Source organism: Mucilaginibacter celer, assembly GCF_003576455.2.
Lineage (GTDB): Bacteria > Bacteroidota > Bacteroidia > Sphingobacteriales > Sphingobacteriaceae > Mucilaginibacter > Mucilaginibacter celer.
Genome location: NZ_CP032869.1, coordinates 2,380,478 through 2,405,804, shown reverse-complemented (window position 1 = coordinate 2,405,804; position 25,327 = coordinate 2,380,478). Strand labels below are relative to the sequence as shown.

Genomic DNA, 25,327 nt, shown 5'->3' with positions numbered 1-25,327 from the left:
GGCAAAATACGAAGTCCGCTAATTTTTCAGCCATAAAAAAGCGATCAGGTAAAGTGCAAGCCTTACCTGATCGCTTTTTTATTTGTTAAGGAGGCTTTCGCTACTTTTTCAATAGCAAAACAGCTGTTAATTTCCGCCTTGCTTAATGGCATTTATGGTACGCTGATCTTTTACAGTATAAGTTCTCCTGTCTAAAGCGCCGCCTGTGTCCCAATAAAACGGTAACATCCCGCGTGTTTTCGCTTGTTTGGTTACATACATGTTCCAGTAGTCAACCGCATCCTCATGTGTTGGCAAATCTAACGGGACATGCGCCGTATTGTCACGCCTGTAAGCGCCGTACTCGCCTAATAAAACCGGGATTCCCTTATCAACAAACTTTGTCTTCATCCTATCAAAAGAAGCATCAACTTCGCTTTCTTCACCCCAGGTAGCGTTTCGGTCGGGTTCGATGGCAGAATGGTGCCCTTTACCCCAGTAATAAAACATTTTACCCCAGCTCGCGTCATTATCCAGCAGGCAACAGAATTGAAACGGTGAGTAATAATGCACCTCAACCATCATCCGCGCAGCAGCCGGGTCTTGCGGCAGGGTTGTCATGAAATCGCTTGTCTTTTCCATATTGGTTGCAGGGCCCTGAAGTACCAGTACACGGTAGGCATTCTTACCGCCCGTTGATCTGACCGCGCTGATAAAGGTTTGATGATAGGTTAAAAGAATTGCTGTCGCTGCTGCGTCGTCTGCCGCTGGCTCGTTGGCGCTGGCAAACATTAAATGTTCGTCAAAATCGCGCATGGCGGTTGCAATTTGTTCCCACAACGCTTTTTGCTTAGCGTTAACAGAATCCTGTTTTATTTTGGTGATGTTATTTTCAAGCCAGCCGCCATCCCAATGGATGTTCAGCAATACATACATATCGTTTTTTACGCAATATCCTACAACATCTTTTACCCGTTTAAGCCAGTTTGGGTCTATTTGCGCTGTCGCAGGGTTGCTTAGATGGCCCATGTTCCAGGCACATGGAAGGCGTATGGCATTAAAGCCCTGCTGTTTTACAAATTTCACATAATCTTCGGTGATGAGCGGATTGCCCCAGCCTGTTTCGCCGCCCGAGGCTTCCAATGTATTGCCAATATTCCAGCCCAGCTTAATTTTTGCCGCAAGCTGAACTGCATTGCTACTCATTCCAGTAGCATCCGGAGCAATTGGCGAGGTATTGTAGTCGGGATATAGATTGGCAGTTTGAGATACTTTCAGGCTCCTGGCCTGGCCGTTCGAGGAGTTTATGGTTAAAGTACTTGAGCGTGTTGATCCGGTACCATTAGATGATAAGGTTTTTATATGAACCACCGTTTGCCCACTATTGCCGCTGGTTACATTTAACTGCAGCCATGATGACCCGGGATTAACGATGTTCCATGTGGCGTTACAGGAGATGGAAAAATCCTGGGTTCCGCCATCAGGAGTAAATGTGATAGCTGTTTGATTTACCGTAAGCTCGGCAGGCGTGCTTTTCGTTTTACTGCACGAAAAAAACGCTAACAGCGTTAGCGTTATCAAGAGTACAGGTTTTAAGAACGGTGTTTTTTTCATTTTTTTAATGCTTGTATTTAAATATGTTGTTTGTTTTTTATGCGATTGTTTATTTGGCTTAAGGTTGGTAGAGTTACATGATTTTAAATTGATTGGCAGCCGGTTTTAAAGCATCTTGCTAAAAAATGCCGGGGCCCTGTTTGTAACCCCAGGCATCCATTTATATTCAACTAACTTTTACTTTTTGATTAACTGCCCTTGAAATACAAGCAGCCAAGTTATTCCCGACCGGGAGTGATCCTTTACTTTGGATACGTTGGATTTCTATCGCAGCACCGCTTTTAAAAATGCCGGGGCGGTTAAGCCACGTGCATTCACTTATAATCAACTAACTCTCTCGCTTATTTTATTCTCACCACCCTGATATTATCAATAGCCGCCTCGAAAGTTTGGACAGTGCTTGACCCGTCATTGATAAATTGAAATTCGATGCCACCGGCGCCGGTGGCACCAAGAAAATCGGTGAGGGTTGCGGCGGGGAAGCCTTTGTTATCTACAAAGCTTGAAAACGGTATGGTAACCGTTTGCCAGCCCTTTGTTGTAAATGCCGCTGTTGCGCCTGTGGCTGTTTTCCACGGGCGATAAAGGGCTGCGTAACTACCGTAATCCTTTAAAATCTGGATCGAGCCGTTTACCCATGGCTTGGTGGCCGAAATCTCGAACTTAACGGCATAATGGCTCAAGGTATCTTTTAAATTTGCCTGGGGAACCCATTGTGCCGCGTTGATATTGATTGAACGGCCACCGTTCCACCAGGACCAATCGCCGGCCGGAACATTTGAGGCAGCCATTATGCCATAATAGCCCGTGTTACCAGGATAGGAGGCAGAACTGTTTGAGGTATTCGATCCCCATGAAAAATTGTTTACGTTATCATAATTGTTCAATACCCCGGCAGTAAAATTATGTACAGCATAAACGGTAGCAGCTTTGCCCGACTTGGTTTCAACGCTTACAATTCCCCCTGTTTGCGTGATGCCGGAAGGTACCGCGAGGCTGAGGCTTGTGCCGTCGTTTGACGATTTAAAACCGGTAATATTAATTCCGCCGTACACCACGCTATTAACAAAGAAAAAGCTGAGCCCGTTAATCCTTACCGAATCGCCAGGATTAGCGCTTTCGTTAGAAATACCCGAAATAGTAGGGGCGGGGGCAACGATAGGAAACGAAAACGTAGTTTCGCCATGGTTGGTAACATAATGTATGGTATTCAGCTTATCGGAGGGAACCGACGGAAACGCGATAACCGCCGGGATCAACGCGATGGCGCTGGTATCGGAAAACCAGGCATCGTTAAAAGAACCTTTTACCCCGTCGAAATTGATAGCAAGCGCGCCCCGCAGATTTTTGCCCGAAATAACTATCCATTGGCCGGTACCAACGCTGCTCAGAAGCGAATCTCCGGGATGGGCTACATAATTGCGGATAGCAGTTATTACAGGGGTGCCCTTTGATGAAGATGCATCCTTTTTGCAGCCATACTGCATAAAAACCACCGCAGCCAACAGTAGGAGTAAGGGGGAGTTTTTGATATAGTGATTTAACTTTTTCATGATCTGAAAATTTGAATGATTTTTGAACGTATTTAATAATAAGGAACAGGTTCCTGCAATAACATCGGGTCGGCAGTTTGCTCATTTGCCGGTATAGGCAGCGTAAATGTGTTAATGCTTGGCGGTGTAATAATCAAGCTGTTAGCCGATGCTGTTTTAATTCCCGTAGCAGGGTCATAGCTAAACTGCGACCGGGGGATATACGGTACCGCATCCTTTGTTGGAGTTATCTGTTTATTAATGATCGAGATTGCCTGTTGCGGGTTATAATAAGAAAGGCGTACCAGGTCAAACCAGTACTGACCTTCAAAGGCCAGCTCTATCCGTCTTTCCTTCCATATAACATCGGCAGTAAGGGTTGTAACCTTGTCAACCCCGGCTCTTGTGCGCACCGCGTTAAAATATTGTAAGGCTTCACCATTGGCGGTAGATGCATTGTTACCTAATAAAGCCTCGGCATAAATCAAATATACATCGGCAAGGCGCAATACCGCGTTATGCTCGATAGACGACCAAAGGTCCATTGTTGGCGAATTATTATCGGCAGCGGTGCCCACTACATGCTTTTTAACGTTAACACCGGTTGCAGTGTAGCCGCCGCCGGCGGCGTTAAGTTCAGGGTATTTATCGCCGGTAAGCATAAAGGTAGCTTTACGGCGCACCGAATCCTGGGCTGTGTATTGGTTTGCGAGATCAATAGTTGGGCCAATAGCACCGCCCCAGCCTCCGCCGCCGGTAACAAGGCTGCCGCTTGGCGCAAACTGGGCTTGTATGGAGTTACCTTGTCCATAAGCTACGCCTGGTGCCCATTGGTACGCAAACAGCGATTCGGTATTGTCGTTGTATTGTGTCCGGAATAGGTTGTAGTAACTTGGTAAAAGTGTTAATCCGCTGGTTTTGCAAACATTACCCGCATAGTAGGCGGCGCTGTCCAGGTCGGATTGATTACGTGAACCCTTTTGGTTTAAACCGGCCCTGGTTAAATAAACCTTTGCCAGCATACCCTGGGCCGACCATGTAGTGACGCGGCCCGGCTGATCAGTTTTGGGTAAATTAGCAACAGCATATCGTAAATCGTTTATAATAAACTTGTACACATCTTCAAGCTTATGGCGGGGTACAAGCGGATTCGCTATCAGTTTATCATTATCCTCAATAATGGGTACCGCACCCCAAAATTGAGCAAGGTATAAATAAGAAGTAGCACGGATAAACCTGATTTCGCCTAAGGCCCCTGCTTTACTTTTTACAGATACGCTATCCGGCATTTTAGTGTTGATGGCTTTAAGGTTTACATTGCAATGCGCTATAACATTGTAAAAACTTTGCCATGCAGCTGTAAGCGTTCCGTTTTGAGGTGTGATAGAAAATGTGGTAAGCTGAACAAGATCGCCATTGTAGGGCTGCAACATGTTGCCGCTCATAATATCCCCCATGCCAAGCAAGGGGAAATTGTTCCAGCTGGCCCAGGGCTGGGCGTATAAGGTAGCTGTAGCTAATCTTAAATCCGCGCCGCTTTTATAAAAGTTGTCGGTAGTTATACCGGTTAAAGGCGGGCGTTTCAGGTAATCTTTTTTGCAGCTGCATATCATAATAATACAGATAACCAGCCACATTATATTTATACGTTTCATAAATCTTGATTTTAGTTGTTTAAGGATAAATTAACGCCGAACGTATATACCCGCGGTTGGGCATAATAACCGTTATCGATACCTGCTGCCAAAGGGTTCCATGAGCCTATCTCAGGATCGTAACCGGTATATTTAGTAATGGTGAACACATTGGTTACGTTAACATATACCCTTAGCGATCTTAACTTAAGCTTATTTAAAAGGCTGTTAGAAAAATTATAGCCTAAAGCGATGTTTTTGCATTTAATGAATGATCCATTTTCAATGTATTTATCAGAAAAGCGCTGATTATCATTGCCGCTGGCCTGGCTAATGCGGGTGATATTTGTGGATGGGTTTGTGATATACACATTGTTGATATCCGACGTTGAACCCGTCGGATCAATCAATCCTATTTTAGCATAGTTGAAAACCGATGGGAAATAACCGAAGTTTTGATTAGGGTTATCGCCGTTTACTTTTAACTGGTTATAAACTTTGTTACCATAGTTGCCGGCCAGAAAAACATTCAGGTCGAAATTTTTATAATTAAAGCTGTTATTGATGCCGAACTGAAACTTAGGCATGGGCGAACCCAGGAAGGTTTGGTCGCTGGCATCAATTTTACCATCACCGTTGATATCCTTAAAAATCACATCGCCTACCCAAACACCGCCCGAACCAGGGGTTATAGGTATAGGGCCACTGCCATTTTGCGGTAAAGCGGTGTGATTGGCAAAATCGGCGGCGTTTTTATAAATACCCAACACCTGGTAACCATAAAACTCACCGATAGACCTGCCTACAACAGTTTTAGAAACAGTTCCGTAGATAGCCGGGGTACCATCAACCAGAGCAAGTACCTTGTTAATATTCCGCGAAAAGTTGATGTTAGTGTTCCATGTAAAATTTTTCGACCTGATGTTTTGTGTAGAAAGTGAAAACTCAAAACCCCTGTTGCTTACCGCGCCAATATTTACATAAGGGGCCTGCACAGCGCCCGGCGAATAGCCGCCTGCCGCGAATGTGCCAGAGTAGTAGGGTAGGGTTAAACTGAGCAATAGGTTATCGGTTTTGCGGTAATAAACATCACCAGAGAAGTTGATCCTGCCATTTAACACAGACGCGTCTAAACCAATATTGTAGGATTTTGTAGTTTCCCATTTGATGTTCGGGTTTCCGGTTGTGGTAGTGATTTGCGAATTACCCGACAAACCGGTTGATATCGTACTTAAGGTTGAGCCATAAGCATATTCCGCGATGTTTTGATTGTTCACCAATCCGTAACCCAGCCTCAGTTTAAGGTCATTTATCGCTTTTATGCCTTTAAGAAAGCTTTCATGGTTTATTTTCCAGGCAAGCGCACCCGAATAGGTTGTATTCCACCGGTTGGCTTCAGCAAATTTCGATGATCCGTCATGGCGCACGGTTGCGGTTAGCAAATAACGATCATCATAAGTAAAGTTAGCCCTGCCGAAATATGCTTCTAAAGCGCCCTGACCCTTAACGCCGGTATTGGTTGCGGTTGTTGCATCGCCGCTGCTTATTGTTTGTACGTTGTTACTTGCAAAATTGGTACGTGTGGCCGATATGCCGCTATTTTTAAGTAGTTGGGCTTCATGACCTGCAACAGCGTTTACAAAATATTTTTTTGCAAATGTGTGCTGGTAGGTCAGGTAATTTGAAATAGAGTTGTAAAAATTTTGCGCGCTCGAGGCCGTGCCGCTGTTATTACTTTTAGTATAAGCGCCCATTACGTAGCTTGGGTTAAAGTAATCTTCGGTAGCGAAATCAAAATTACCAGCTACTTCGTTACGCAACGTTAAATCTTTGGTAAATTGAATTTCCGCATAAGCATTACTGAATAGTTGGTAGCGGCTTTTAAAATCTTTCACTATGGTTGCTATGGCGAAAGGGTTAGTGCCTACAGCGCCATAAATATTAGGGTCGTTGCCTCCCCAGGTACCATCCGGGTTCACAACGGCTACATCGGGGGTTTGATTAAGTGCTTGTAAAATCACACCCGTATTGGAGGTGGTTACATTTTCGGCCACATGCGCCATGTTCAGGTTAATACCAACCTTTAACCAATCGGTTGTTTTGTTATCAACATTCGCTTTAACCGATGTTCTTTTAAAATCTGAGCCTAATGCAATACCGGTTTGTGAAAAATAGGTGCCTGATATGTAATATTTTGTTCTCGCATCACCGCCGCTGATGGCTAAATTATGGTTTAACATAGGGGCCGTGCGAAACAGCGCTTTCTGCCAGTTGGTGCCCGGCCCCAGGTATTGCGGGTTGGCAAATTGCGGCCGCAGATCATAACCTATAATTGCCGACTTCTCATTCATGAAGGTTGCGTACTGCCTTAAATCCATCACATCGTAGTACTTGGGCAATTTTTGCCAGCCCTGGTAGCCGTCGTAGCTAATAAGCGGCGGACCGGAGACACCCCTTTTGGTGGTAATGATGATTACACCGTTAGAGGCCTGTGAGCCGTAAATAGCTGTCGCCGACGCATCTTTTAATACATCTATTGAAGCTATATCGGATGGGTTGATGCTGGATAATGGGTTTGTGCCGTTACCCGCAATGGCCGATTGTCCGTTCGGCGGGATCTGCACACCATCAATCACATATAAAGGAGGAGCGCCTGTAAAGCCGCCCAAACCGCGGATCTGAACATTCACATCGCCGCCGGGCTGGCCTGATACCTGCTGCACAACCACGCCCGCTACTCTTCCCTGTAAGGCCTGATCGAAAGTTGTAGGTTGTGCTTTCAGTATATCTGCAGATGTTACTGAGGAGATGGCACCGGTAAGGTCATGCCGTTTACGGGTGCCATAACCGATAACCACCACTTCGTTCAAATCGCTGGTTGACGATTTGAGCACCGCGTTGATAACCGAAGATGTGCCGACATATATTTGCAAGGTGTTGTAGCTTATGAAGCTAAAAACCAGAACATCTCCTTTTTTTGCATTAATGGTATAAGTGCCATCCAGGGCCGATAATGTACCTGTAGAGGAATCCTTTACTTTAATGGTTACACCGGGTAATGGCAGATTATTATCTGCACTGGTAATTTTACCGGTAATTTTTATGGTTTGTGCAAAACCGGTAATACTTAACAGCACTAAAGCAGTAAACAGCGGTACTACCTGTTTTAATCTTTTTCGTAAATCTTTTTCCATGTTAATTGACGTTCATAATTGTTTGGTTAATTGGTTTGTTAATTGTTTGGTATTTTATCGGGCAGTTTTATACGCTGAAGCATTGGTGTGAATGGATAGCAATTTATTATAGCAGGATCTTGATTCCCTTGGTGTCATGAGGAAAATTCAAGGCTATTACACTTGTAACATCGTTACAACACCAACTGATACGGGTACTGCAAATAAGGCAGCCCCTAAGTTTTTAATGGTTTACCGTACAAAAAGTACGAGTGCATATAAGTATGCGTTTTGGCATAATAATTAGTTTAATTAGGTTATTGTTAAAATTGGTTATACCGTTGTTTACCATCGTTGGTAACAGACACACGGCAGCGACAGGGCAAATGCCGTTTTATGGAGGATAAATTTAGAGGACCCGATCTCAATCGATTGTTTATAAATAGGGATACAAATGTTAATCAGTTATTAAGACATTGATATTCAATCAAATAAATTATATTGCTACCTGATGTGGCCCAAAATGGTTCAAAAATTATCAAATGTATGAAAGGAGCAAAGCCTGATAAGTTCAAATAGTAGTATGCCTTCTCTCCGACATGCGAGGATGATGCCGATTTTAAAGGAGAATAATACCGTGAACCAGCATCGTACAAAGCATAACAGCTGATTTAAAACAAAATTGATTTCAGGGCTATTTAAATGTTAATGGATTAATCGGGTTTTTAACATTTGTATCCCTATTTGTAAACAACTGGCTGCGCACCCGATTCTACTTTTGCGCTATCGAATAACGCGGAACATCTTGGTATGGTTAAAGATTTACGGTAAACTGTTATATCGTAAAAATAAAGTTCCGTAATTTATTCGGTACCGGGTAACAAGGAGGCGAAAAAGTGGCCGAGCCAATCGTCTGGTATCCGGAACAAATAACCAATTAATATGAAAAGAAAAATTTTACCATTCCTTATAGCGGGTAACCTTTGCAGCAGTGTTTTGGCGCAAACTGATCATCCGGGTCATGCGCCTACAGCTAACAGAATTATTAGCCTTGATTTTAATAAAGAAAAAGGGATTTTCAATACTTCGTTTAAGGCGTGTGTGGGGGCGGGGCGTGCAAACGAGGGCTTACGATCCGATTGGCAACAGCAATTGGCCATTGCGAAAAAGGAATGCGGCTTTAAATATATCAGGATGCACGGCCTCCTCACTGATGATATGGCTGTTTACATGGAGGACAGGAACGGAAAGCCGAAATATAACTATCAATATGTCGACGTACTGTATGACTATATTTTGAGTATAGGCATGAAACCTTTTGTGGAGTTAGGCTTTATGCCGGGAGCGCTGGCAAGTGGTAATAACACAATTTTTTGGTGGAGAGGTAATGTGACCCCGCCAAAAGATTATAAAAAATGGGAAGGTTTAGTCAGAAACCTCGCTCAGCATTTTACCGAACGATATGGCGCTGATGAGGTTAAAACCTGGTATTTTGAAGTTTGGAATGAGCCTAACCTGAAAGGAGGTTTTTGGACAGGCTCGCAGGATGATTATTTCAAATTGTATCAGTACAGCGCAAAGGCGATAAAAAGCGTGAGTGCGGCCTATAAAGTTGGTGGCCCTGCTACCGCGGGGGCGGCATGGGTGCCCGAAATGATAGATTTTTGTTATAAGAATTCGGTTCCGATTGATTTTATAAGCACCCACGCTTATGGCGTAAAGCAGGGTTTTTTAGATGAATACGGATCGACAGGTACGGTGCTGGATAAAAATAAGGAAAGTGTTAGCGGTGACGTTTGGAATTCACGCAAACAAATTCAAAATTCAGCCATTCCGGGGCTGGAATTACATTACACTGAATGGAGTTCGTCATACACGCCTGCCGATCCATTGCACGATAGTTATCATGAGGCGGCGTACATTCTCCAAAAGCTGAAGCAAACAGGCGCGGCAGCCAATTCCATGTCGTACTGGACGTTTACAGATATTTTTGAAGAGCCAGGCCCCCGGTTTACTCCCTTTCATGGCGGATTCGGTTTGCTGAACACACAGGGAATAAAAAAGCCTGCTTTTTTTTCCTACTCCTTTCTAAATAAATTGGGTGAAACAGAAATAAATGATGAGGACAATTCGTCATGGGCTTGCAAGGATAAAAAAGGCGGCGTTCAAATTCTGTTATGGGATTATACATATACTTTGCCCGATTCCGTTAATAACCAGTCGTACTACATCCGCGATCTGCCAGCCAAATCAAAAGGAGAGGTTGATTTAAGAGTATCCGGTATGCAGAAGGGAAAATACCGGTTGGAAATTTATCAAACCGGTTATAAAGTAAATGATGCTTACACAACCTACCTATCGTTGAATAAACCCGATCAATTAACAAAAACGCAGGTGGCCATGTTGAAAACCCAGAATGACGGTGCTCCGGTTTTTAAGGCAACAATCAGCGTTAACGCTTCAGGCCTGTTTTTCCGGAAAATTGCATTAAAAGAGAACGACGTTTTTTTGATTAACCTTGTCAGGCTTTAAAAGATAAATCCCCAAGCACACCATCGTGTTTTAAGTTGCATGATGTTGATTGTCTTAAACCAAATTTCTAACGGTTTGCTTCGCCGCTAAGGCTACATGATTAACGTGTACTTTTAGCGGTTATTTGTTTACGCCGTTAGTATTCCACAGTCGTTTCGATATTAAAATTCCGGGCAACCTGTAATAGCCCGAATGCTGGTTATTTTTTCTATATTCTTAGTGAATATTAGCCTTTAATTAAAGGTTGTTTAATATTGAATTAAACATTCGGTACCCTATTTATTCACTTTCGTAACCTTTTCGCCCAATAAATTTGGCTCCCAAACCAATAAACTAACAACGCTTTAAACCAACAACAGGCTACAAAATTTAAAACGGAATTACAATCATCTAAAAGCTGTTTGTAATCTGGTTCTCTGTACCTGTTGCTTTTTGTAATAAACCAATTAATAATTCAATATGAGAACACTAAACTTTTTTTTAGGTATCGCTATGCTTTTACTGTTAACACAATGTAAAAAGCAACAAATTACCACCCCGGATGCTAAGCCGTCTATTTCAAAAACAACCAAAACGCTGGCTGTAATAAGTTATCCCAGCTACAACACATCTCCCCTCGCGCCAGATCAAACGGGAGTTTCCAGCACCGCTGCCCAACTTGCCGCAAAATTTCAATTGGGCTGGAATTTGGGTAACTCACTTGAGGCAACCGGAGGGGAAACAAACTGGGGTAATCCAATGGTAACTCAGGCACTTATCGATGAAGTAAAAAAAGCCGGTTTTACAGCAGTTCGTATACCGTGCGATTGGGACCAGTACTCAAACCAAAGCACCGGGCAAATTCAGCAATCATGGCTTAACCGCGTACAGCAAGTGGTTCAGTACTGTGTTAATGATGGTTTATATGTAATATTAAATATACACTGGGATGGTGGTTGGTTAGAAAACAATTGTACTACAGCGGCTCAGGCCGCAGTAAATGCCAAGCAAAAAGCATTTTGGGAGCAAATTGCAACTGCCATGCGAGGTTTTGATGAACATTTGATTTTTGCCAGCGCTAACGAGCCAAATGTTACAGACGCTACTGGTATGGGTGCACTGCTTTCTTACCATCAAACTTTTGTTAACGCAGTCAGATCAACCGGTGGCCATAATAGTTACAGGGTGCTGGTTGTTCAGGGGCCAGGTACAAATATTGATAATACCAATGTTTTAATGAATACGTTACCTACAGATCCGGCCTCCAATCGCCTGATGGTTGAGGTACATTATTACACACCACCGCAGTTTTGCTTTCTGACCTCGGATGTAAGCTGGGGTAATATGGCCTACTACTGGGGCAGCGGTTACCACTCTACCGCAGATCCTTCACGAAATGCTACATACGGTGAAGAATCAAATGCGCCGGCAGAGTTTCCTTTAATGAAATCTAAGTTTATCGATAAAGGCATACCTGTTATATTGGGTGAGTATGGAGCTATCCGCCGTTCAGCTACACTCTCAGGAGATGCCTTAACATTGCATCTTGCAAGCAGGGCGTACTATCTGAATTATATCACACACCAGGCATTGCAATATGGATTACGCCCGTTTTATTTTGATGATGGAGCTACAGGAAACAACGCATTCAAACTTATCAGCAGGCAAAACAATAATGTAGGCGATCAGCAAGGCTATTCTGCCGTGGTACAAGGAGGTCAAAATAATACTTCGTTAGCGATACAGATTGGTCAGGTTTATCAAATTTATAACAGAAACAGTTTTAAAGCCCTCGAGTTTGCAGGATGGGGAACTGCAAATCAAACACAAGCCGACCAGTGGGAATACTTAGCGGGAGCGAACCAGCAGTTTAAAGTAGAAGATGCGGGCAGTGGCTATTACAGGCTAACACCTATGCATGCAACAGGCAAGTGCCTCGAAGTTTACGGCTGGAATACAGGCAATGGCGGCCAGGTAGAGTTATGGGATTACAGTGGAAATGCAAATCAGAAATGGTCAATCCAGGTAACCGATAATGGATATTATAAGATTATTAATGCTAACAGCGGGAAAGCTTTGGATGCAACCGGAGGTTCCCTTAATAATGGCGTTGCCGTTAACCAGTGGACTTACTCTGGAGGACGCAACCAGCAATGGGCGTTTGTGAAGATATAATTGTTACAGTCGGGTTTGCGAATATTGAATGGTCAAGCCTGTGTTAAAAATTAACAATTGGAACCCGGTATAGATGGCCGGGTTCCAATTGTTAATTATTGATTTGTTTTAATAGGCTATCTTAAAATTCGCTTATTCAGCTCAAATGAACATGTGCTTAATTCCGGTTACTTTTCTCTTGTTTTTAGTACCAATGTGGTAACCAGCGAGTCTGGTCGTACGTTCGCCAGATCGAGATTGACCCCCGTTTTATCCTGACGGAATTTGATTTTTTTACCGTGCAGAATAGAACATGACATGATAATTTGCTTAATCGGCGGTAGTTGAACGGTTGAATTTCCCTCCGGCATTTTGAGCAGGTGGATATAAATATTGTTACCCCTGAAGGTGGCCCCATAAAAACCATCAACAGGCTGAAACGGACCGGGGCGCGTTTGATAAATGCTCTCACCATTTTTCGCTAACCAGTTTCCCGCTTCTTTTAACCGCTCAACATGCGTAGGGGGGATAACTCCATCCGGGTCAGGACTAACATTTAAAAGCATATTTCCTCCACGGTCAACGGTATTAACAAGCATGGTGATAATCCGTTTAACCGGCATTAGTTGCTGGGCTTTATTATATCCCCAACTTGTTTCATTAAGGTTCAGGCATTTTTCCCAGGGGAAAGGGATAATTGGCCCATTCACATCCCCGCCGCCTTCGTCAGTCTGAAAATCCCCCACCATTCCCGATCTTGGATTAATAACAATATCCGGGTTATAGCTGCGCACCATGGCGTTAAGTTTTAACGGTTCCCAAAACCAAGCCGCGTCGGCATCAGTGCCCTTATGAGCCAACCATCCGCCATCATACCACAAAATATCTATTTTGCCATAATTTTTCATTAACTCTTCAACTTGCCCGTAGGTTTGCTTCTTGAGCAGGGCGGCATTGTCAGGAAAGCCCTGCGGGTCAAAATAACCCGGAAACCGCCAATCCAGCGGAGAATAATAAATGCCAACATACAGGCCCGCCTTACGGCAGGCATCTGTGTACTCCTTCATAAAGTCACGGTGGGCGGCAGTTTCCCAACTATTGAAAAGCCGGTAACTTGCCGGGCTGTTCCAAAGAGCGAAACCATCATGATGGCGGCTAACCATCACCATATATCTCATTCCCGCTTCTTTAGCTACCCTGGCCCATTCTGTGGCGCTAAAATGTTTGGGGTTAAATTGACTGGCTAATTTGGCATATTCTTCCGCCGGGATCTGCTGGTTGAACATAGTCCATTCCCCTGTAGCCGGGATCGCATATAATCCCCAATGTATAAACATCCCAAATTTTTGATCTTCCCACCATTGCATTTTTTCGGGCGAAAGGTTTGATCCCGGCCCGGATACTCCAAGCCCGGCACCTTTTAATGCAGGGTAAACTTTGCCCTTATCCATTGATTTTCTTTCAGCGTCACTCATTTGCTGGCTTTTTACCGAAAAAGAATAACTTGTAAAAATTAATTGGAGTCCGGCAGCAATAATTTTTTGTTTCAACATAATTTGGGTTTAGAAATTTTAACTGTTTGTTATCGGTGCGTTCCCTTTTTATTCGTTAAAATACTTTGGTTATAATTTAGGGCGCAGTTTATTAAGTGTTAATTGGTTGACGAATTTAGACAACTCCGCTGATGGAAGTGTTATACCAATCAGACTTTCATTGTTATAAATCCGACACTTTGCCTCGCGTCATGTTGATTTTCGTTTACTGATACTGTGGCTGCTGCGACGACCTTTTTTTAAATTTCAGGAAAGCTGACGAAATAATTTTTGCTAGCATGGCGAAGGAGTTTTTACCAAACATTATAGTATATACTTTGTCCTAACAAGACCTGCGGTAGAATCATAAATCAATAGATTACCTACGTGAAACCAAACGAGCTAACATGTACCACGTTTGAAATGTTAGAGGAATCGAGATTTACATTCAATAAAAATGAATTAAAAGCTATGATTTATTATGTGAGGATCAAACGTACAGAAATTATATAATTCTGAGCGAAGTTTTGAATTATGGAAACCATCATTTTGATAACTAAGTTTTTCTGGAAAGAATATACTCACTAATTTTCGCTTGTTTTCTACGTCGGCCTTCTGATGAACCAGCGGTAAAATGTGCATTTCTAATTCGGTTCGCCTATATTGTTTGATAATTGCATCAAGGGATTTAGTAACGTTACTTAATGTGTGAAAAAAAGCTTTTATCTGATTTTCGTAATCTCGCTTGATATTGCGATAGTCGTCTGCATCAAGATCCCCCGATAATAATAATTCTTTGGCACGAGCAAATCTGGGTTGTTGATATTCAATTTTCTTTTGGACTTGAGCCTTTAGATGCGATGCATGGGACCTGATTGATAGTGCTTTGGCTTTTTCAAATAGAAAAGCAGACTGACGTTTGTTCTCATAATAATGAGGATTAATAGTGAAACAAAATTAATTTTCTCATCATTTAAGCGCAAGATGTTCGTTTATTTAACGATCTGCATATCAAACAGTTGTAATGGAATTGGTGAGTCATTGAGCAGCTTTGATTGACTCACCGAATTACTCACCAGAGTTATGATTTCGGATGAATAATTTGGTGTGGGCCAAAAACAAAAAAACCCTCAAATGATATCATTTGAAGGGTTTTGCTCAACTTTAATATTGATTTTGCGGAGAGGGAGGGATTCAAACCCCCGGTACCTGTTACAGTACACCTGATTTCGAATCAGGCACATTCGATCACTCTGACACCTCTCCGTATATTTTATAAAAGAAAAAATCCCGCATTTTCAGCAGGATTTTTTTAGCGGAGAGTTAGGGATTCGAACCCCAGGAACCTTTCACAGTTCAACAGTTTTCAAGACTGCCGCAATCGACCACTCTGCCAACTCTCCGGGGACAAAAGTACAAATCCGGGCCGAATTGGCAAATTTGATTTTAACTTTTTTTGATTTATTTAATAATTGATATAAATTACTGATTAACAGAAAATTAATTTTTAATTTCTGTTGGTTTTTTGGTCCTGAAAGTGTTGAAACGGGGTTTTACAATGCGAATTGTGCGCTTGGAAAGCTCGACAGACGCATTTAATTCGAAGCCGATGATCAAAATTAATGAGTTTAAATACATCCAGATCATCACCACGATCAGCGTTCCGATAGAACCGTAAACCTTATTGTACGATGAGAAATTGTTGATATAATAGGAGAAGCCCACCGATGTTAAAACCGCCAGCGCAGTAGCCAGTATAGAACCTGGGTTTACAAAATTCCACTTTTTTTTATGTGCGGGAGCATACCGGTATAAGCAGCCTATAGTTACAAAAATGATGGCTATAATAATAATCCACCTGAACAGCATTATCGGGTAAACCCAAAAATGATTTTGGGTTGCAACGTGCGATTTAATAAACTTGATGATAGATTGGCCAAGGATAAGAATAGAAATGGCCAGTAACAAAGCGAAACTTATAGATACGGTGATCGCCGCCGCCACCAGTCGCCGCTTTAGCCAGCTGCGTTTATCCTCAATCAGTGAGGATTTATTGAAAGCCTTCATCAGGTTAATAACACCATTGGTGGCAAAGTAAAGTGTAGAAAGAAAACCAAACGACAATAATTTACCGTTTTGATTGCTTACGATATCAAGAAGCGTATCCCTGAAAGCCATATAGGCGTTTGTAGGCATTACCGAAGCCAATACACTCATCAGGCTGCTCTTAAAGTTTTTGATAGGCACGTATGGGATGAGCGTAAATAAAAAGATGGTGGCCGGAAAAGTGGCCAGCATAAAGCTGTAGGCTAAAGCATAAGCCCGGTTAATGAGCGAGTTGTTGGTTACCTCTTTTACAAAAAAATCAATAACCGTGTAAAGCGGTAATGGCCTGAAACCCGGAATGATAACAGACTTTGTCCACTCAATGATATATCTGTAAAACCCAAACCTGAGTAAAAAACGGTGCAGCCATTTCATTTACACCAAATTTACTCAAAAAATGGCTTTAATTTATCCATAAAATCCTGCGGGGCAAGGCAGGGGCGGTTGCTTTTCATATTAATGAAAACCAGCAAAGTTTCGCCAATGTTAATCAGTTCGCCTTTGGGGTTGCTTAGCTCGTACCTGAAATGAACGCGGATGCCGGGAAGCTTATCCATAATCACCTTAATGCTGATCTCTTCATCGTACAAAGCGGGCTTAAGGTATTTGCAATTCAACTCAAGCACGGGCATCATAATGCCCGATTCTTCCATGCCCTTGTAGGTAAGGCCCAGGCTGCGCAGCATCTCTACACGGCCAACTTCATAAAATTCGGCATAATTACCGTAGTACATATAGCCCATCTGGTCGGTTTCGCCGTAGCGCACCCGTATTTTGGTGGTGTACTCAAACATTACCTGCGGATATTACGATCATTAAGAGCCTGCTGAAATTTATGGGCGTTGACGGCGTGGTCGGCAGGGTTGTTGGCAAATGCATGATAACCCGAAAAATCGGCTTTGGCACACATGTATATATAATCGTTTTTCTGGTAATTAAGCACAGCTTTAACTGCATTTACTGATGGCATCATGATAGGGCCCGGAGGCAAGCCATTGTGCAAATAAGTGTTATATGGCGAATTGTACGACAGGTAACGTAAAAGCACACGTTTAATGGTAAAATCGTTCAGCGCGAAGATCACCGTAGGGTCGGCTTCCAGCTTCATGCCTTTTTTTAAACGGTTAAGGTACAGGCCTGCTACTGCGGGCATCTCATCATCGTGCAAAGCTTCGGCGTCAACTATCGAGGCAAGCACAGATACTTCCTGCGGCGTAAGATTTATTGCCTCGGCCAATCGCTTACGCTCGGGTGTCCAAAAGTTTTGGTAATGATCATACATCCGCTTAAAAAACTTTTCGGACGAGGTATTCCAGTACATCTGGTACGAATCGGGCATAAACATCACATAAACGTTATCGGTAGTGAAGCCATACTTGCTTACAAAGCTTGCCGAATCGAGCAGGTTGATGATCGCGGTCGAATCGGGTTCAATTTTTTTGGATATAAAGCCCGCAAACTGCTCTTTAAGCCTCAGGCCATGAAACTCAACCTTAACCGGCTCCTGCGTACCCGATGCCAGCATATTAATCAGCTTGCGGTTGCCCATGCCTTCGTGCAGGCGGTATTTACCGGGTTTTACACGCGTGGTATAGTTCATGTTACGGGCTGCCCATCCAAATGATGCAGTGTCTTTCACTATACCCTCGGCCTGGATGGTTTTAAAAACATCACCAAACGTAGCACCGGTGTGTATGTATAAATATTCCTGTTTACCGGTAACATTAGGGCCGAAATATTTTTGATAATAATTGAAGCCTGTAAAACCCAGTAATATCACAATAACGATTACAAACGCTATAATGAATTTTTTAAACATGCCTGATCCCTGTTTTTTCGCGGTCATGGTAGTATTGTATATGGATAGTTTATGTTGTTATTGTTTTAATTTTTGAACAGCCAGCAGCCCGCCGCTCAAATTACGCACATTAGTGTAGCCCTGTTGCTGCATTACGGCCTGTGCAGTTTCGCTCCTTAAGCCAACTTTGCAGATAACGATTATCTCATCTGTTTTGTTGTAAGATAAGCTATCAAGCGCATCTGTTAGTTTTGACAGCGGGATATTGTTGCCGCCAATATTATACGTGTAAAACTCGATAACTTCACGTACATCAACCATATTTAGGCTCTCGCCGTTGCTTAGCCGTTCAAGCAGTTCGGCGGCATTAATTTGCGGGTGGTGCTGCATCTGTTTTAGTACCTTGTGAAACGGTAAGGTTTATCCGTGTACCTATACTTGTTTTGCTCAGCGAATCGGTTTTCATAGGGTATTGCGATACCACCACTACATTGGTCGAATCGGAGATAGTTCCCTGGTAGGTAATGATACCAACCGTTAAACCTGCTCCTTTAATAGCAAAACGCGCGGCATCCAGGTCAAGGTTAACCAGTTCCGGAATCTCTACCTCGCTGGCTCCTGCGCCGTCGCCCAACACCAGGTCAACGCGTGATCCTTTGGGCAGCTTAAAGCCAGCTTTAATAACCTGCCCACCATAACGCACTTCCAGAATACGGTCGCGCGCTATATCTGAGCGATAGGAGGTATCGCCAACTTTTAAACCATAGTTTGATATGGTGGCTATGGCCTCGCGGTAACTGCTTTGATCCAGGTCGGGCAGGGCTACGTCTGGTGCCTGTAAAGTAACCATGGTAAGGTAGATCACGCGGTTTTCCTTTACGTTGGTTCCGGCATCAGGATCCTGCTCAACAATGGTACCGGGTGCTACATCCTGCACAAATACCGAATCAATTTTATAGTCAAAGCCCTGTTCTTTTAAAATGGCCATGGCTTTGTCGATAGTAAGCCCCTTAAGTTTAGGAACCGGGATTCCTGAGCCATGCCGGGTATAATAACCCAGGCTAAAAAATGCTATTAAAACAACAGCTATTACCGAAACAATAGCCATTATCAAGTTATTTCTGAAAGATTTTGTTTTTAAGTAAGCGCCAAATTTGCTCATTGGTATGGTAGGGTGTCACCTTTAATTAAGTATCAAACATAGGAATTATTTTGCATATCAGGCGGGGGAGATGTCGGATTTCGGATTGGGGATTTCGGAATTTGAATGTGATTTTTTGAATTTGCTGATATGCGCTTCAATATTTATTCTAACTTCGAAACGTAAAATAATTGCTTCGGGTTTGCGTGTAAAATCCGAAATCGAACATCCCAAATCCGAAATAAAAACATGTCAATCAAAAATATTGCCCTTTTGGCCGGAGGTTATACCGGCGAGTATGAAGTATCAGTAAACAGTGCAAAAAATATTGCCGCCAACCTGTGCGGTAACGCCAATTACAAGATTTATGCTATTTTTATAACCCGCGACAGGTGGTTTTTTGAGGCAGATGACACGAAGGTAGATGTTGATAAAAATGATTTCAGCATCACCCTGAATCAGGAAAAAATAAAGTTTGATTTTGCCTTTATCACTATTCACGGTACGCCGGGCGAAGATGGGAAGTTGCAGGGGTATTTTGATATGCTGGGCATCCCTTATAATACCTGCGATGCCACCACATCGGCCATTACCATGAATAAGGCCTACACTAAGGCTATTGTAAACGGTATTCACGGTTTACACACCGCGCACTCTATGAGGTTATTTGAGCGTGATGTACATGATGTGGCAACCATAGCTGCCAACCTTAAATTCCCATTTTTTATAAAGCCTAACAATGGCGGCAGCAGTGTAGGCATGAGTAAGGTACAAAACATAGCCGGCTTGCCCGAAGCTTTAAACAGGGCTTTTCAGGAAGACAGCCAGGTGTTGGTTGAAGAGTTTATAAAAGGCCGCGAGTTTAGCATTGGTATTGCCCGCCTGCACGGCAAAATAAGAGTACTGCCTGCCACCGAAATCATCACCTCGAAAGACTTTTTTGACTACGAAGCCAAGTACACCGATGGTGTAACAAAAGAAATTACACCTGCCGATTTACCTGCCGAAAAGGTCGAGCAAATTGGCGAAATAGTAACCGAGGCTTATATCCGTCTTAATTGCCGGGGCATGGCAAGGGTTGATTTTATTTTACAGGAAAGCACCAACGATTTTTATTTTATCGAGATTAATACCACTCCGGGTCAATCGGCCGCCAGTTTAATACCGCAGCAGGTACGGGCGGCGGGTATGGACGTGGGCGAATTTTATAGTGCGCTTATTGAGGGAGCGGGGTTGTAGTTTAGGAATTTGTCTGAATCAGAATTTTCAGAATTAGTGAATTTTCAGAATGAAAAGACAAATTCGACTGCTCCAAACAAATTCTGCTAATTCTTAAATTCTGAAAATTCTGATTCGGACAGCCTATTCCCGATGCTCCAATTTATAAACTTCACCAAACGATACGGCACATACCCGGCATTAAAAATAGATGACCTAAGCCTTGAAACCGGCATTTACTGGATAAAAGGTGTTAATGGCTCGGGCAAGAGTACGCTACTTAAATCTATCGCCGGGATCCTGGCTTTTGATGGTGATATTTTGCTTGATGATAGCAATATCAGCATAAAAAAACAACCCGTAGTTTACCGCAAACTGGTAAACTTTGCCGAGGCCGAACCTATATTCCCGGAGTTTTTAACCGGAACTGAGATGATAGCTCTTTTTGCCGATGCTAAAGACGCGCCAGCCGGGCAGGAGCAACAATACATTAAAAGCATGCAGATGCAGAGTTATGTAGATAAACCAATTGGCACCTACAGCAGCGGCATGTTAAAAAAGCTTTCATTATTACTTGCTTTCCTGGGGCAACCAAAAATCATCCTGCTGGATGAGCCGCTTATTACCATTGATGCGGCTTCGCTGGCGATACTTAATACCTGGATCAGGGAGCGCTACGAGCAGGAGGGAACCGGTTTCCTGCTATCATCGCACCAGGTACTTGAAGACGGCAGCTTGCCTGTATCGCGCGAGTTGCTGGTTGAAGATCAAACCCTAAAGTTTATCAGCTAATGCAGCCACTGAGCAATGTATTATTAAAAATATTTGCCGGTGGCTTTTTCAGGATCCACGCCGGGATGCTGTTGTTTGTTTTTTTAGTGATGGTAGGGGTGGTGCCGCCACAGTATTTGTTAGGCTACCACAAGGCTTTAATGCTGGCTATGGATAGTAATCCGTTTATGATGCTTTTGTTTTTTGCCGGATGGTTAATGTATACCATAAAAAGCTGGCATTATGTATCCGGCCAGATTTTTTATCAGTCGCAGCATTTTTTGTTTTACAGCAGCAACGCATTTAGCAGGCAAAAACAAATTACAGGCTGGTTTAGTACGCAAGCGGCTATTTTATCTCCGGTAATAGTTTATGGATTGATAGCTGTGGTATTAGGTTTTGCTAATCATTATTACTTATTGCCGCTTTGCATACTGGTTTACATGGCAGGTTTGGTTTACTTAAGTGCTTTAATTTATACCCGGCAAATCAACAAACTTGTTGATGGCAGCAGCCAATCGTTGTTATTGCGTTTAAGCAGCAAGTGGCGTAAACCTTATTTCAGCTTATACATCTATCATATTTTTGATGCCCGCAAAGTACCTTACTTAATTACCAAAGCCTTGTCGTGGTTAATTATAACCGGTGTGTTTTTTGTTTTTGCCGATGTGAAAACAGATATACGCGTAGCGGGGATTGCTATGCTGGCCCTCATTACGGCGCATATTGTACTGGTATTTGAGGCGAAGAAGTTTGAAGAAGGCAAGCTGATTTTTTCGCGCAATTTACCCTACAGCCGGTTAAGCTTATTCCTGAATTTTATAGGCGTTAATCTGGTTTTACTGATCCCGGAAGCCGTATGGCTTTTTGCCAGGTTTAGCCCGCTGATGGCCGCCGAATTGCTACTGATGGGCCTAAGCACCATCATGCTTTTTCACAGCCTGCTTTACTGGTTTGGCTTAAATATGGATAAATACCTGCAATGGGCGTTGGGACTTTTTATTGTATTGTTTTGGGTGATTATGTTTAACCTGCTATGGTTACTGGCACCCGCTAATCTGGCAATTGCTTATCTGCTGTTTTATAATAACTACCGGAGCCGCGATCCCGGCAATTTGACTTCTTAAAGACGAGCCATACAAGAGATCAACGGAATCAGCGAAATCAAACCCCATCAACGGTTAAATCGTATACTGCGCAATAATATCTTCCGGAACTTTTGCGCCGCGGCCTGTTGCCATATCAATCATCACGTAATCAAACCACCCATCGCAGCAGATTTTTTTGGTGGCTTTATTGGTGATGCTGAACTTTACGCGGCAGCCTTTATCATCTATGCTTTCAATGCCCGTTTTTACAATAAAATAGTCGCCCATGGTTAAGGCCCTTTTGTAATCAACGTGTGCTGTGCGCACCACCCAACCAAAACCACGTTCCATAAATTTCTCCATGGCCATCCCATAGCAGCGCTCCATCTGGTCGTAACGGGCGGCAAGCACATAATCAAAATATTTGCTGTTATGTACGTGCTGAAACATGTCGATATCGTCGGGGCGGACGCGAAATTCAGATTCGAAAGTGGAGTAGTGGGCGGGTGTATCCATTGGGCAAATATAGCGCTTCAAATTTTAACCTATCGCTTAACAAAAACAACAAAAGGAAATCCGGGATGCGCTTTGCCAGTTGATATGGGTATTAACCAAAAAGGCTTCTCAAACCAGAGAAGCCTTTTTTATGTTAGCCGAAGAATCTACTAAAAAACTTCGGCTGATTGTTTAGCTGCCGATGCTAAGCTGACCCCCGTAAGCTGATCGGCAAAGGCTACGAAAGCCTTGCTTTCAGATATACGTTGTTGATTGGCGATCAGATTTTGCAAATTGATTTTTCCTATAACAAATTTATAACTGCCTGAATAGTAACGCTCATTTATGTGTTCAAAGTTCAATCTATCCACTAACTCTTCATCATCATAGCGCAAATACACCGTTAATTCGATATTGTTGGTGAAATTGAGGTCGGTTTTTTCCTTTGCTTTTTTGTATTCGTACTGATAGTTATAGCGTAATGCAGCGATATCTGATAGTACAGCCGAGCCGGTAGGGTGGCCACCGGCGCCTTTTCCGAAAAAGAATTGCTGATCGGCAAAGGCGGCCTGTACGGTTACGCCATTATATTCGTACTCTACGTTGTATAAAAACTCAGTATCATTTACAAATTTAGGCAGTACAAACAGGGCTACATTGCGGTCGTCCAGTTCTTTTGCTACCGGTACCAGTTTAATTTTTAGGTTTTTCTCACGGGCATACTGTAAATCTGCAGCCGCGAGGGTCTGTATCCCCATATTAAACACCTCATCGGGCTGTACAACCACACCATAGGCGTGAGCAGCAGCGATAACCAGTTTGTATTTGGCATCATAACCACCAACATCGCTGGTTGGGTCGGTTTCGGCAAAGCCCAGGTCTTGCGCTTGTTTCAGGGCGCTATCGTAATCTAATCCTTCGATAAAACCTTTTGATAGAATATAGTTTGATGAGCCGTTGAATATACCGCTGATGGAGTGCAACAGCTCGTTATCATAATACTCTTCCAGGTTACGGATAATAGGGATACTACCGCAAACCGCGCCTTCATATAATAGTGAAGTACCGTATTGCTGCTGAATCTCGATCAACTCATCCAAATGCAGGGCAATCATTTTTTTGCTGGCCGAAACCACATTTTTGCCCGACTTTAAAGCTCTTGATACAATCTCGAAAGCAGCTTCGGTATCATTGATCAGCTCAACAATGGTATTGATCTCCGGGTTGTTAAGCAGTTCTTCTTTATCAGTAGTAAACAATTCGGCCGGTAACGAACGTTTTTTGTTAGGATCCTTAATGGCGAATTTTACAATCTCGATGTTTAGTTTTTTTGTTTTGATGATATCATACAAACCCTGGCCTACTACTCCAAAACCAAATAGGCCGATGTTTAACTTTTTACTCATTACGCTGTACGTTGCAGTTCTATAATTTTTCCTTTTACATCGGTTTTAAAAAACGATGTAAATATGTTTGTTAATGCTTCTGTTTCAATTAAAAATCCGTCGTGCCCATAAAAGGAATCCAACTGGGCGAAGGCCGCTTTAGGAATCTGCCTGAACAGCAATTGCTGTTCCTCAACAGGAAACAATACGTCCGACGAAATGCCGATTACCAATGTTTTTGCTTTGATCTGGCTTAGAGCCTTTTCAACCCCGTTCCGACCACGGCCCACATTATGCGAATCCATCACTTTGGTAAGGTACCAATAGCTGTAGGCATTGTAACGGTTCACCAGTTTTTGCCCCTGGTAGTTTTGGTAAGATGATGAACGGAAATTGTCCGTAACATCATCGCTTTCTTCCTGTTGGGTAATGCCGTAGGTTTTATAAGTGCGGTAGCTTAACAGCGCGATGCTGCGTGCCGCCTTTAAACCATTCCGGCCTCCCTCAGGCGTATTATTATTAAACGTAGGATCAGCGCTTAAAGCCAAACGCTGCGACTCGTTAAAGGCAATACCCCATGGCGAGTGTTTGGCATTGGTAGCAATCAGGATCAGATTTTTGATGCGCTCCGGTTCAATAATTGCCCATTCCATAGCCTGCTGGCCTCCTAACGATCCGCCTATCAATACACTGATATTATTAATCTGTAAGTGCGCAGCAAGCAACCGGTGTGCCTTAACCATATCCCTTGTAGTAAACTGCGGATAGGTAAGATAATAAGGTTGGCCGGTAGCAGGGTTAATGCTCAGCGGACTTGTAGTTCCGTAAGGCGAACCCAAAATATTGGCACAAACAATAAAATGCTCTTCGGGATTAAAAAAGTAGCCCTCGCCAATCAAACCTTTCCACCAGTCAAATACATCACTATTGGCGGTAAGCGCGTGGCAAACCCAAATCACGTTATTTTTCTCTTTATTTAACCGGCCGTAAGTATGGAAGCCTATCTCTAAACCCTCCAGCGTTTGGCCCGATTCAAACTCAAAAGTATCAGTGTATTTAAATATCTCTGCGTTCATTCTCTTGTTTGTCGTATTGTGTTAAGTCGAAAGTCTTTAGTCCGAAGTCAAAAGTCAGAAACGTTAAATCCTAACTTTTGACTTCGGGCTTTGAACTTCAGACTTAAACACAAACAACGT

General features: G+C 43.0%; 18 protein-coding genes and 2 tRNA genes. 5 read left to right on the top strand and 15 right to left on the bottom strand.

The window, feature by feature from the left end:
• Positions 1-126: 126 nt before the first annotated feature.
• The 4 genes from HYN43_RS09605 to HYN43_RS09590 all read right to left on the bottom strand — a co-directional run bounded on the left by HYN43_RS09605 (position 127) and on the right by HYN43_RS09590 (position 7,953).
• The gene (locus HYN43_RS09605; RefSeq protein WP_119411488.1) at positions 127-1,593 is read right to left on the bottom strand and encodes a cellulase family glycosylhydrolase; all 1,467 of its coding nucleotides are present in this window, start codon (positions 1,591-1,593) and stop codon (positions 127-129) included.
• A 341-nt stretch (positions 1,594-1,934) separates the two neighbouring features.
• On the bottom strand, positions 1,935-3,146 hold the full coding sequence (locus tag HYN43_RS09600; RefSeq protein WP_119411487.1) for a glycan-binding surface protein: 1,212 nt from the start codon (positions 3,144-3,146) through the stop codon (positions 1,935-1,937).
• Between the two features lie 32 nt (positions 3,147-3,178).
• Complete coding sequence (locus tag HYN43_RS09595) at positions 3,179-4,780, bottom strand: RagB/SusD family nutrient uptake outer membrane protein (RefSeq protein WP_119411486.1); 1,602 nt, start codon at positions 4,778-4,780, stop codon at positions 3,179-3,181.
• A gap of 11 nt (positions 4,781-4,791) precedes the next feature.
• Positions 4,792-7,953 (bottom strand): SusC/RagA family TonB-linked outer membrane protein, encoded by a 3,162-nt coding sequence (locus HYN43_RS09590; protein WP_119411485.1) that lies wholly within the window; start codon positions 7,951-7,953, stop codon positions 4,792-4,794.
• A gap of 921 nt (positions 7,954-8,874) precedes the next feature.
• On the opposite strand from HYN43_RS09590, the gene HYN43_RS09585 reads away from it, so the two are divergent.
• Together HYN43_RS09585 and HYN43_RS09580 are read left to right on the top strand one after the other, a co-directional pair.
• A complete protein-coding gene (locus tag HYN43_RS09585) occupies positions 8,875-10,464 on the top strand; it encodes a GH39 family glycosyl hydrolase (protein ID WP_119411484.1) in 1,590 nt (529 codons plus the stop codon).
• A 459-nt stretch (positions 10,465-10,923) separates the two neighbouring features.
• Positions 10,924-12,618: a cellulase family glycosylhydrolase gene (locus HYN43_RS09580; RefSeq protein ID WP_119411483.1), complete on the top strand. Its 1,695-nt coding sequence runs from the start codon at positions 10,924-10,926 to the stop codon at positions 12,616-12,618.
• Positions 12,619-12,785: 167 nt separating this feature from the next.
• Here HYN43_RS09580 and HYN43_RS09575 read toward each other — a convergent pair whose 3' ends face one another.
• From HYN43_RS09575 to HYN43_RS09540, 8 genes are all read right to left on the bottom strand, one after another.
• A complete protein-coding gene (locus HYN43_RS09575) occupies positions 12,786-14,072 on the bottom strand; it encodes an alpha-L-fucosidase (RefSeq protein ID WP_162996398.1) in 1,287 nt (428 codons plus the stop codon).
• Between the two features lie 1,236 nt (positions 14,073-15,308).
• A tRNA-Ser gene (locus HYN43_RS09570) sits at positions 15,309-15,395 on the bottom strand.
• A gap of 50 nt (positions 15,396-15,445) precedes the next feature.
• Positions 15,446-15,532, bottom strand: a tRNA-Ser gene (locus HYN43_RS09565).
• 97 nt (positions 15,533-15,629) lie between these two features.
• The gene (locus HYN43_RS09560) at positions 15,630-16,610 is read right to left on the bottom strand and encodes a YihY/virulence factor BrkB family protein (protein ID WP_119411481.1); all 981 of its coding nucleotides are present in this window, start codon (positions 16,608-16,610) and stop codon (positions 15,630-15,632) included.
• Between the two features lie 11 nt (positions 16,611-16,621).
• Positions 16,622-17,029, bottom strand: a complete 408-nt coding sequence (locus HYN43_RS09555; RefSeq protein ID WP_119411480.1) for an acyl-CoA thioesterase — start codon at positions 17,027-17,029, stop codon at positions 16,622-16,624.
• Entirely contained in the window at positions 17,029-18,081 is a 1,053-nt protein-coding gene (mltG, locus tag HYN43_RS09550) for an endolytic transglycosylase MltG (RefSeq protein WP_119411479.1), read from the bottom strand. The genes HYN43_RS09555 and mltG overlap by 1 nt, the downstream gene beginning before the upstream one ends.
• 30 nt (positions 18,082-18,111) lie before the next feature.
• The gene (locus tag HYN43_RS09545; protein ID WP_119411478.1) at positions 18,112-18,423 is read right to left on the bottom strand and encodes a rhodanese-like domain-containing protein; all 312 of its coding nucleotides are present in this window, start codon (positions 18,421-18,423) and stop codon (positions 18,112-18,114) included.
• On the bottom strand, positions 18,401-19,195 hold the full coding sequence (locus tag HYN43_RS09540; RefSeq protein ID WP_119411477.1) for a PASTA domain-containing protein: 795 nt from the start codon (positions 19,193-19,195) through the stop codon (positions 18,401-18,403). The genes HYN43_RS09545 and HYN43_RS09540 overlap by 23 nt, the downstream gene beginning before the upstream one ends.
• Before the next feature lie 228 nt (positions 19,196-19,423).
• On the opposite strand from HYN43_RS09540, the gene HYN43_RS09535 reads away from it, so the two are divergent.
• The 3 genes from HYN43_RS09535 (at position 19,424) to HYN43_RS09525 (ending at position 22,290) form a co-directional block, all read left to right on the top strand.
• Positions 19,424-20,413 (top strand): D-alanine--D-alanine ligase, encoded by a 990-nt coding sequence (locus HYN43_RS09535; protein ID WP_162996397.1) that lies wholly within the window; start codon positions 19,424-19,426, stop codon positions 20,411-20,413.
• Between the two features lie 132 nt (positions 20,414-20,545).
• Positions 20,546-21,184, top strand: coding sequence for an ABC transporter ATP-binding protein (locus tag HYN43_RS09530; protein WP_119411476.1), 639 nt, complete (start codon positions 20,546-20,548; stop codon positions 21,182-21,184).
• Complete coding sequence (locus HYN43_RS09525) at positions 21,184-22,290, top strand: hypothetical protein (protein WP_119411475.1); 1,107 nt, start codon at positions 21,184-21,186, stop codon at positions 22,288-22,290. Before HYN43_RS09530 ends, HYN43_RS09525 begins: the two co-directional genes overlap by 1 nt.
• Positions 22,291-22,344: 54 nt before the next feature.
• On the opposite strand, the gene HYN43_RS09520 is transcribed toward HYN43_RS09525, so the two are convergent.
• The 3 genes from HYN43_RS09520 to HYN43_RS09510 all read right to left on the bottom strand — a co-directional run bounded on the left by HYN43_RS09520 (position 22,345) and on the right by HYN43_RS09510 (position 25,207).
• A complete protein-coding gene (locus HYN43_RS09520; RefSeq protein WP_119411474.1) occupies positions 22,345-22,767 on the bottom strand; it encodes an acyl-CoA thioesterase in 423 nt (140 codons plus the stop codon).
• 149 nt (positions 22,768-22,916) lie between these two features.
• Positions 22,917-24,152, bottom strand: a complete 1,236-nt coding sequence (locus HYN43_RS09515; protein ID WP_119411473.1) for a homoserine dehydrogenase — start codon at positions 24,150-24,152, stop codon at positions 22,917-22,919.
• On the bottom strand, positions 24,152-25,207 hold the full coding sequence (locus tag HYN43_RS09510) for a homoserine O-acetyltransferase family protein (RefSeq protein ID WP_119411472.1): 1,056 nt from the start codon (positions 25,205-25,207) through the stop codon (positions 24,152-24,154). Before HYN43_RS09510 ends, HYN43_RS09515 begins: the two co-directional genes overlap by 1 nt.
• Between the last annotated feature and the right edge of the window lie 120 nt (positions 25,208-25,327).

Coding starts and splice junctions, on each gene's coding strand:
- HYN43_RS09535 (WP_162996397.1), top strand. CDS start 19,424: ATGTCAATCAAAAATATTGCCCTTTTGGCCGGAGGTTATACCGGCGAG.
- HYN43_RS09585 (WP_119411484.1), top strand. CDS start 8,875: ATGAAAAGAAAAATTTTACCATTCCTTATAGCGGGTAACCTTTGCAGC.
- HYN43_RS09525 (WP_119411475.1), top strand. CDS start 21,184: ATGCAGCCACTGAGCAATGTATTATTAAAAATATTTGCCGGTGGCTTT.
- HYN43_RS09515 (WP_119411473.1), bottom strand. CDS start 24,152: ATGAGTAAAAAGTTAAACATCGGCCTATTTGGTTTTGGAGTAGTAGGC.
- HYN43_RS09555 (WP_119411480.1), bottom strand. CDS start 17,029: ATGTTTGAGTACACCACCAAAATACGGGTGCGCTACGGCGAAACCGAC.
- HYN43_RS09520 (WP_119411474.1), bottom strand. CDS start 22,767: ATGGATACACCCGCCCACTACTCCACTTTCGAATCTGAATTTCGCGTC.
- HYN43_RS09530 (WP_119411476.1), top strand. CDS start 20,546: ATGCTCCAATTTATAAACTTCACCAAACGATACGGCACATACCCGGCA.
- HYN43_RS09545 (WP_119411478.1), bottom strand. CDS start 18,423: ATGCAGCACCACCCGCAAATTAATGCCGCCGAACTGCTTGAACGGCTA.
- HYN43_RS09605 (WP_119411488.1), bottom strand. CDS start 1,593: ATGAAAAAAACACCGTTCTTAAAACCTGTACTCTTGATAACGCTAACG.
- HYN43_RS09540 (WP_119411477.1), bottom strand. CDS start 19,195: ATGAGCAAATTTGGCGCTTACTTAAAAACAAAATCTTTCAGAAATAAC.
- mltG (WP_119411479.1), bottom strand. CDS start 18,081: ATGACCGCGAAAAAACAGGGATCAGGCATGTTTAAAAAATTCATTATA.
- HYN43_RS09600 (WP_119411487.1), bottom strand. CDS start 3,146: ATGAAAAAGTTAAATCACTATATCAAAAACTCCCCCTTACTCCTACTG.
- HYN43_RS09510 (WP_119411472.1), bottom strand. CDS start 25,207: ATGAACGCAGAGATATTTAAATACACTGATACTTTTGAGTTTGAATCG.
- HYN43_RS09575 (WP_162996398.1), bottom strand. CDS start 14,072: ATGAGTGACGCTGAAAGAAAATCAATGGATAAGGGCAAAGTTTACCCT.
- HYN43_RS09590 (WP_119411485.1), bottom strand. CDS start 7,953: ATGGAAAAAGATTTACGAAAAAGATTAAAACAGGTAGTACCGCTGTTT.
- HYN43_RS09580 (WP_119411483.1), top strand. CDS start 10,924: ATGAGAACACTAAACTTTTTTTTAGGTATCGCTATGCTTTTACTGTTA.
- HYN43_RS09560 (WP_119411481.1), bottom strand. CDS start 16,610: ATGAAATGGCTGCACCGTTTTTTACTCAGGTTTGGGTTTTACAGATAT.
- HYN43_RS09595 (WP_119411486.1), bottom strand. CDS start 4,780: ATGAAACGTATAAATATAATGTGGCTGGTTATCTGTATTATTATGATA.